Source organism: Streptomyces viridifaciens, from assembly GCF_001888885.2.
Classification (GTDB): domain Bacteria; phylum Actinomycetota; class Actinomycetes; order Streptomycetales; family Streptomycetaceae; genus Kitasatospora; species Kitasatospora aureofaciens.
In genome coordinates, this window is sequence record NZ_CP090840.1 from 1,086,363 (window position 1) to 1,094,516 (window position 8,154).

An 8,154-nucleotide genomic window follows, 5' to 3' on the forward strand; every position below is an offset into this window, starting at 1 on the left:
CGCCTTGCGCCACTGTCGATCACGCAAACGGAGGTCAGGGCCCTCACCGGACTGACACACCGTCGGTTCACGCCGACGGGCCTGCGGACCACGCCTTCGCCGGCATCCGAGCCCGAGCGCACGACCACGGTCCGCTAGCACGGACCCGGGTGCTCCGAAAAGCCGGCGCCGGCGCCCAGGCGGGGCGAAACCCCTCCAGGGCGCTCCGGCCCCGATCTCGTGGCAGTCACCGAAGCGTGGCCCCGGCGTGCTCGTTTCCCGGAGTCCGGCCGGGCGCGTGGTGGTGATTCCCCCGTCGACGTAGAGGGTGGTGCCGTGGATCATCCGGGCCGCGGCCCGTGGCGTCGTCCAGCAGCAGTCTGCGGGCGGACCGGCCGTTCAGCCCGGCAGAGGCTCGCGGCTCGGGCCGGCGGCCCCGGCGGGTGCCGTCAGGTCCGGATGCGCACGGGTGTGGCCACCGAGGGCGGTGAACACCGCTGGGAGGTCCGGCAGACGGTCAGCGGCCGTGGATTGGGACCGTCGAGGACCTGTACGGCCCACAGGACCGGGTAGCTGACGCCGCAGATGGCGCAGGTCGGGGGTGGGGGAGGGGCGAAGCCTTCGGACGGCGGCCCGAAGCCGGGCGGGGCGGTGGGTGCGGTGGGTGCGGTGGGTGCGGTGGGTGTCGGGACGGTGGCCGGCATCGGCGGGACGGCGGGCGGTGCGGGAACCGCCGGGCGCGGGGCGACGACCGGTGAGGGGGGTGCCACCGGGGCGGGGGGCGCGACCGGCGGAACGGGAGGAACGAGAGGAACGGGAGGGATGGGAGGAACGGGAGGAACGAGAGGAACGGGAGGGATGGGAGGCGCTGGGGGAACCGCCGGCGGAACGACCGCCGGTGGCGGCGCCACGTTCCAGACCGCGAGCCCGGCCACCAGCGCCTCGAAGTCGTACCCGCACTCACCGCAGGAGATCAGCGCTCCCTCGGTGCGCATGTCCCCGCAGCCGGGGCAGAACGTCACCGGTTGCTCGTCGGCCTCCGTGCTCTCGCAACGTGAGCAGATGAAGTCGGGCTCGACCTTGCCGTGCTGGAAGAACGCCCCGAAGATCTGGAAGGGGTGGATCTCGCCGTCCTTGCTGTGCGCCGCGCGCAGCACCGACTGGATCGTCTTCAGCCGCCGTCGCCGCTCCCGCAGGCGCTGGAGGTCCAGGTTGACGACCTTGGTCTGCCGGCAGTCCCGGCACGTGCACAGGGTCCGAACGGGCAGCCGGGAGCGGATACCGAACTGCCGGTACAGGAACTCGAAGGCCGCTCGGTGCTCCTCCCCGACCGGGACGTCCGCCACACCCACGCCGAGGGCCGCGAGGAAGCCCTCGACGGTGGCCGCCAACTGCGCCACGCCGGAGCCGAGTCGCTCGGGTACGCCGTCCGGTCGGCGGCTCATCATCACCGGGATCGACAGCAGGCCGGGGAGTGCGTTGCGGTCCACGGCGACGAAGCCCTCCCGGGAGCGGAAGACGACGCCCTGGATCCCGGCCCACAGGGACGGCCCGGTGGCCCGGGGGCCGCCGGAGAGCCGCTCGTTGATGAGGGAGGCCACGCCTCCGACCACGCGCTCGCCGGTCTGGTGGTGGCGGGCCAACGTCTCCGCCTGGGGTGCGCGGGCCCACCAGCGCGGCTGGGGGAAGTCCGCGTCCGGATCGAGGCCGGCCAGCGTCCGGTCGAGCGTGAGCAGCGCGCTCCGGTAGGCCTCCACGTAGGGGGACTGCACGCCCAGCGCGACGACCGAGACGGCCCGGTCGGTGAGGTGCACCGACACCGTGGTGTGCGGGTCGGCGCCGTCCGGCTCGCCGGCGAACAGCACGCGTATCGCGAGCGGGACTTCGTCGGGCAGGAGCATCGCGGAGCGGACGGCCGAGCCCCGCTGGGCCTCCACCACGGTGGCCATCTCCGAGGTGACCCGGAAGCCGAGCGAGCGCAGCGCGTCCACGGCCGCGACCCGAACCCGTGCGGCGTCGGCACGGACGCGGCGCTCGGCGTCGAGGGTGATCGAGACCAAGGCTCCTCCGCGGGCGGACGGCGTGACGGATCGACCGGTCGGACGACCGCACGACGGTCCGGGAGTCTAACCAGGAAGGCCGGCGTGCGCAGACGGAACGTCAGGAATGGCCCGCCGCTCCCGGCTCCGCCGCGGCGACGCGCCGTCAGGCTCCGGGGGGCCGGCCGGGGCCGGATCCCCGGGTCGGCGGGCGAGGAGGCCCTGGCCCGCGGCGTAGGCGGCGAGGCCCTCCGGGGTGTGACCGGCCCAGCCGAGGTAGCCGTCGGGGCGGACCAGGAAGACGCCGGTGCCGTACGCCTCGTACGCCGGGATGCGGACCACGGGGGTGGTCAGGGTGGGCAGCGGGTCGTCGGTGCCGACGGTGACCAGGGTCCAGTGCGGGCCCCGGAAGGCGTCGAACAGGCGGGTGCCGCCGCGGCGGCCGTCCGGGGCGCGGTCGCCGGCGCGCAGCGCTTCCTCGGGCAGGTCCGGGCGGGTGTCCACGGTGAGAGAGGACCCGCGGTAGCCGAGGCCGAGTTGCCGGGTCGCCCGGCCGCGGCGCTCCTGGCCGCGGTGGACGCGGGTCGACAGGGCGAGCATCGCGGCGGCGTTGGGGCGGCGTTCCTCCTCGTAGGTGTCCAGGAGGAAGGCGTCCGCCCGGCCGGCGAGGACGGCGGCGAGTTTCCAGGCCAGGTTGTAGGCGTCCTGGACGCTGGTGTTCAGGCCCTGTGCGCCGGCCGGCGAGTGGACGTGGGCGGAGTCACCGGCGAGGAAGACCCGGCCCTCGCGGAAGCGGTCGGCGAGCGCGGCGCGGGGGCGGAACTCGGAGATCCAGCGCAGTTCGGTGACCTGGTCGGTGGTCAGGTGGGAGCGGGCGGCCACCACCGTGCGCAGGCCGTCGAGGGTGAGGTCGACGGCCGTGCCCTCGGGGAACTGCGCGACGAGCTGGAAGTCCTCGGTGCCGCCCATCGGGCAGATCGCCAGCAGGCCCTCGTCGGCTGGGAACACGTGCCAGTGTGCCCGGCCGAGCCCGGAGATCCGGACGTCGGCGACCAGCAGTGGGTCCGGGTCGACGGTCTCACCCGTCATCCCGATGCCGAGCAGCCGCCGGACCGTCGAGCGCCCGCCGTCCGCGGCGACGAGGTACCGCGCCCGGACCGGTGCGCCGGTGGCGAACTCGGCCGTCACGCCCTCCCCGTTCTGGGTCAGGTCGACCAGCTCGCGGCCGAAGGCGACCTCGCCGCCGAGTTCGCGCAGCCGTTCGTGGAGGATCCGCTGGGTGCGCCACTGGGGCACCATCAGCGTCTCGGTGTACGGCTCGGCCTCGGAGGGCTCGGCCGGGTCGTACATGGTGCGCTCGCCCTGCGGCTCGCCGTCCTTCCAGAACAGATTGGGCGGGTAGTGGCCCGCGACCGCTCGGATCCGGTCGAGCACGCCGAAGTCCTCCAGGACCTCCAGGGTGCGCGGCTGGAGTCCCTTGCCGCGCGAGCCGGGAAAGAGCCCCGGACCGCGTTCGACGGTCAGGGCGGTGACGCCGTGCCGGGCGAGGTCGAGTGCGAGGGCGAGGCCGGTGGGCCCGGCTCCGATGATCAGGACGTCCGTGTGCGTGCCGTGAGAGGCCACGACAACCCCCTTAACGTTGTTAAGTAGCCGTTGCCGGAAGCGTGCACTTAACGGCGTTAAACTGTCAAGCGTGACTCCGCAGAGAACCCCCAAGCTCGACCGCGCCCAGGTCGTCGACGCCGCGCTCCGCCTGCTCGACCAGGTCGGCCTCGACGGCCTCACCCTTCGTGCCATCGCCTCCGAGCTGGACGTCAAGGCGCCGGCGCTGTACTGGCACTTCAAGGACAAGCAGGCGCTGCTGGACGAGATGGCGACCGAGATGATGCGCCGGATGACGGCCGGGGCGACCGCGGCGGGCGGCGACCGGCCGGAGCGGGACGGCGACTGGCGGGCGCTGTACCTCACGACCATGCGCACCCTGCGCGCCGAGCTGCTGCGCCACCGCGACGGCGCGAAGGTCTACAGCGGCGCCCGGTTCACGGACACCTCGTACGCGGCCGGCCTGGACGCCTCGCTGCGGGTGCTCACCGAGGCCGGCTTCACCCTGGCGGCGGCCACCCGGGCCTGGTACACGGCGTACAGCTACACCGTCGGTTACGTCATCGAGGAGCAGGCCATGGCCCCGAACCCCTTCGACGGCGACGAGGGCTACGACGTCGAGGCCCGCGCCGAGCGCCTGGCCGCCCACCCGCTGGCCGCCGAGGCGGGCCGGGTGATGTTCCAGGACTTCGACGAGGGCTTCGAGCAGGGCCTGGCGGCGGTACTGGCCGGTGTCGAAGCCACGCTGCTCGGCTGATCACGGTCGATCACCGGTCCACCAGCGACGGCTGGTCGCCCCACAACGCGTCCAGGCCCCGCACACCACGGGCGCCATCTGCCGGTCACCACCTGGCAGGACGCCCTGGTCGGCCGGCGCGACCAGCAGGCCCTGCTCGACCACTGCCCCCGGATGGCGGCACCGGTGCTCGATGCCTTCGGCAAGCTGCCCGCCCCCCGCTCCGGGCCGGTGGGCTGTCACCCTGTCATGCGAGGATCCGTGGCCATGATCTCCGCTGAGCAAGTGATCCACCGTGCCGGTGACGAAGGCGTGATGCCGTTGATCACCCTGAACGAGTTCTTCGACGGCAACGACAACGAAGGAAGCATCGCGCCGAACCAGTGGGGCTACGGGCGGCCTGCCCTCGCGGAACTGGCCGAGCGCCTCCGCGTCATCGAGCAACGCGAGGACGTTGCCTGGGTCCGGGTGCAACTGCACCCGGAGACGATGGAGATGGAGGAACTCGCCGGGGAGGCCGTCGCCATCTGTACCACGGCCGGGGAGAGCGTCCGTGCCGCGTGGATCGAGGGACTCGAAGCCAGCGGCACGATCCCGGAGTTGGTGGACGTCTACCGTGACATCCCTGCTGTGCCGCACGGCGCCACCGTATGGTCCGTGATGTGGGACTAGCCAGGCTCCGCGGCGCCGGTGCCGGTCACAGCCACTCATCGCGCCGGGCCGGCGTTGCCCGTGGTGATCGCGGAGTCCACCACCCCGTCGACCTCGCCCAACCAGTGCCTGACGCCTTTGGCAGGCGCCAACGTGACTTTTCCCAAGGGAGTTCGGGCGCGATGCCGCTCGCCTCACCGGCGCCCGGGGCGGCTCCACCACTGGGCGGAAGGGCGGCGGACGGGCCCGTGAAGCTGTGGTGCGGCCCCGCTGCGGAGTGCGCGGCTCACCGCGGGCCACAGCGCCTCACGGGCCTGGCTGTTCTGCCTCGGTCTGCGCTGAGCCGGTCCGGCGCCCGGCCCGCACCGGCGGAGTTCCGCACGGCCTGCCCGCCGCCGCCTTCCTGCTCAGGCCGCTGACCACCCGGGAGAACCGGGCCGGCGCCGCAGGGCCCCGGCGCCGGACCGGCGGACGCGCCCGCAGCATCCCGCCGACGCCGCCCGCGTCCTCACCGACGCCCACTACCTCCTCGACCGCGGGTCCGGCTCACAGCTCGGGGTCCCCGGGATAGGTGGGGATGTCGTATCCCTGGTCGCGAAGCCACTGGCAGGTCACCGCGGCACGGTAACTGCTGTCGAAGGAGGGAAAGGACTCGTCGGCCTCTTCCCGGGGCGGGGTGGTCTTCTCGTCGTGCTCCATTCTCTCGACCACGGCGTCGGCGATCCGGGCTGCTGTGTCGCCGCCGAGGTCGCCCCTTTCCCGCCAGCGGGTCAATTTGTCCTTGGCCTGCCGGGCCAGGCGGGCACTTTCGGCGGCGTACTCCGAGCCGACCGCGGCCACCGCCGCCTCATTGGCCGATCGCAGCCATTGGCCCAGGCAGTCGGTGATGACCTGCTTGGCGAAGGCGGCTCGCCACTCTTCCCGCTGCTGATAGTCATCCGTCATAACGGCAGCCTAGCGAGAAAGGGAAATCGGTCAGGCCCCCTCCTGTATTGATTTTCGAGCTCGTTCGGGAATCGTCGTCCACCGCCATGCGCTCGGCGTACGTGGCCGCGTTCCCGGGTGTTCGCCCGCCTGGACCGGATCATGCCGGAACCGCGCCCCTCCCGGCAGACGCGTTCTCCCCGAGAACCGGAGAGGCACCCCTCCCGCAGCCCCGCCGGTCCTCGTTGTCCCCGCTCCGCGGGGCCACCGGCCGGGGCGGCCCGGTTTCGTGATCCGGTCAGTCGGCCGCGATGTCGCGGAGTCGCTGCCATCCGTGCGCCCGCCGCACAGCCCAGCACAGCCCGGCACAGCCCCGCGCGGTTCCGTCGGCATCCGCGCACCGCGCGGGAAGTCTCGCAAATTCCTTAGCCCGGCCGGTGGTTCGCTGGCTGTTGCCGAGAGCGGACCACGAGCAGTGGCTGAAGGGGAACGGATGTCCAAGCGAGCACTGATCACCGGGGTGACCGGCCAGGACGGGTCGTACCTGGCCGAGCACCTGATCTCCCTGGGGTACCAGGTGTGGGGCCTGAGCCGGGGGCAGGCGAACCCCCGGAAGGACCGGGTCAGCCGGCTGATCCCGGAGCTGCGGTTCGTCGACGGCGACCTGATGGACCAGGGCAGTCTGGTCTCCGCGGTCGACACGATCCAGCCGGACGAGGTGTACAACCTGGGGGCGATCTCCTTCGTCCCGATGTCCTGGCGCCAGCCGGAGTTGGTCACCGAGGTCAACGGCACCGGCGTGCTGCGGGTGCTGGAGGCGATCCGGATGGTCAGCGGGATCAACAAGCCGGCCGCGACCGGCGACGGTACCGGTCAGATCCGGTTCTACCAGGCCTCCAGCTCCGAGATGTTCGGCATGGTCGCGGAGACCCCGCAGCACGAGACCACCCGGTTCCACCCGCGCAGCCCGTACGGCGTGGTGAAGACCTACGGGCACTACATCACCCGCAACTACCGCGAGTCCTACGGGATGTACGGCGTCTCCGGGATCCTGTTCAACCACGAGTCGCCGCGCCGCGGTGCGGAGTTCGTGACCAGGAAGATCTCACTCGCGGTCGCCCAGATCAAGCTCGGCCTGCAGGACCGGCTGCTGCTCGGCAACCTCGACGCCGTCCGCGACTGGGGCTTCGCCGGGGACTACGTGCGGGCCATGCACCTGATGCTCCAGCAGGACGAACCGGGCGACTACGTCATCGGCACGGGCCGGATGCACTCGGTCCGCGACGCGGCCCGGATCGCCTTCGAGTGCGTGGGTCTGGACTGGGAGGAGCACGTCGAGGTCGACCCCGCGCTGGTGCGGCCCGCGGAGGTGGAGACACTCTGTGCCGACGCGCAGAACGCACGCCGCGTTCTGGGCTGGGAACCGACGGTGGACTTCACCGAACTGATGCGGATGATGGTCGAGTCCGACCTCGAACAGGCCCGGCTGGCCCGCGACTACGGCGAGGTGCTGACCGGCGCGCGCTGGTGACGGCGGGTACCGGCGAGAGGGCGGTGGGGGACCGGACGGAACCGGGCCCCCACCGCCCTAGGGGCGTTCCGGGGCCGGCGCAGGGGAGGCCGGCGGGCGGGACAGCTCCAGGATCGCCAGCGCGATCCCGGCGCCCTGGTCGCCGAGCCGGGCGGCGTAACGGAGCAGCATGGCGTTCTCCTGGGCCAGGCTGGTGGTCGGCAACCCGGCCGCGCGGCGGCTCAGTTGGTGGCCGCGGGCCAGCCGGATCCGGTGCACCAGCTGCGCGATCAGCTGCTCGTCGAGTGCGCTGAGCTGCTCCGCCGTAACGTCCGCGATGCCCTCGGTGGCCCGCGGCGGTCTCGGCTGGTCCCCGTGCGGGACGGATTCGGGCATGGCGGTCATCCTCGTCGACGTCGGTGGCCCGCGGCGCGCCCGACGGACCGCACCCATGGCTCGCGCATCCGACGATCCAGCCGGAACGCCCGGCAATTCCCTAGAGTCCGGGCACCGTTCGCCGACCACCCGGACGACTCCCGCCCGCCCTGCGGCCCGACGGGGGCCGACGACAGACCCTAGGGATTTCCCGCGCCGGGCCGATCGAGACTGATCGCCGAAGTGCGGGAATGCGAGCGCCGCGCGTGCGGAGCACGCGGGCCGTCCACAGCGGACCCCCTGCCGTTCGCCGGTCCTCCAGATGGGTTGCGTCGATG

7 protein-coding genes are annotated in these 8,154 nt (G+C 72.7%); 3 read left to right on the forward strand and 4 right to left on the reverse strand.

Annotated elements, in window-relative coordinates; translation table 11 throughout:
• Positions 1-428 precede the first annotated feature (428 nt).
• Together BOQ63_RS04900 and BOQ63_RS04905 are read right to left on the reverse strand one after the other, a co-directional pair.
• The gene (locus BOQ63_RS04900; RefSeq protein ID WP_454130605.1) at positions 429-2,039 is read right to left on the reverse strand and encodes a hypothetical protein; all 1,611 of its coding nucleotides are present in this window, start codon (positions 2,037-2,039) and stop codon (positions 429-431) included.
• Between the two features lie 66 nt (positions 2,040-2,105).
• Positions 2,106-3,641 (reverse strand): FAD-dependent monooxygenase, encoded by a 1,536-nt coding sequence (locus BOQ63_RS04905; RefSeq protein WP_454130606.1) that lies wholly within the window; start codon positions 3,639-3,641, stop codon positions 2,106-2,108.
• A gap of 70 nt (positions 3,642-3,711) precedes the next feature.
• Here BOQ63_RS04905 and BOQ63_RS04910 point away from each other — a divergent pair, with 70 nt between their 5' ends.
• On the forward strand, positions 3,712-4,377 hold the full coding sequence (locus tag BOQ63_RS04910; RefSeq protein ID WP_072653491.1) for a TetR/AcrR family transcriptional regulator C-terminal domain-containing protein: 666 nt from the start codon (positions 3,712-3,714) through the stop codon (positions 4,375-4,377).
• A gap of 246 nt (positions 4,378-4,623) precedes the next feature.
• Positions 4,624-5,028: a YfbO family protein gene (locus tag BOQ63_RS04915; RefSeq protein WP_050366851.1), complete on the forward strand. Its 405-nt coding sequence runs from the start codon at positions 4,624-4,626 to the stop codon at positions 5,026-5,028.
• A 525-nt stretch (positions 5,029-5,553) separates the two neighbouring features.
• Here BOQ63_RS04915 and BOQ63_RS04920 read toward each other — a convergent pair.
• Positions 5,554-5,952: a hypothetical protein gene (locus tag BOQ63_RS04920; protein ID WP_072653492.1), complete on the reverse strand. Its 399-nt coding sequence runs from the start codon at positions 5,950-5,952 to the stop codon at positions 5,554-5,556.
• 472 nt (positions 5,953-6,424) lie between these two features.
• On the opposite strand from BOQ63_RS04920, the gene BOQ63_RS04925 reads away from it, so the two are divergent.
• Positions 6,425-7,462: a GDP-mannose 4,6-dehydratase gene (locus BOQ63_RS04925; protein WP_030557259.1), complete on the forward strand. Its 1,038-nt coding sequence runs from the start codon at positions 6,425-6,427 to the stop codon at positions 7,460-7,462.
• 57 nt (positions 7,463-7,519) lie between these two features.
• On the opposite strand, the gene BOQ63_RS04930 is transcribed toward BOQ63_RS04925, so the two are convergent.
• Complete coding sequence (locus BOQ63_RS04930) at positions 7,520-7,837, reverse strand: chorismate mutase family protein (protein WP_079183405.1); 318 nt, start codon at positions 7,835-7,837, stop codon at positions 7,520-7,522.
• Positions 7,838-8,154: the final 317 nt, after the last annotated feature.

Excerpts from the sequence above, each read along its gene's own strand:
- BOQ63_RS04925 (WP_030557259.1), top strand. The coding sequence starts at position 6,425 with ATGTCCAAGCGAGCACTGATCACCGGGGTGACCGGCCAGGACGGGTCG.
- BOQ63_RS04915 (WP_050366851.1), top strand. The coding sequence starts at position 4,624 with ATGATCTCCGCTGAGCAAGTGATCCACCGTGCCGGTGACGAAGGCGTG.
- BOQ63_RS04920 (WP_072653492.1), bottom strand. The coding sequence starts at position 5,952 with ATGACGGATGACTATCAGCAGCGGGAAGAGTGGCGAGCCGCCTTCGCC.
- BOQ63_RS04930 (WP_079183405.1), bottom strand. The coding sequence starts at position 7,837 with ATGCCCGAATCCGTCCCGCACGGGGACCAGCCGAGACCGCCGCGGGCC.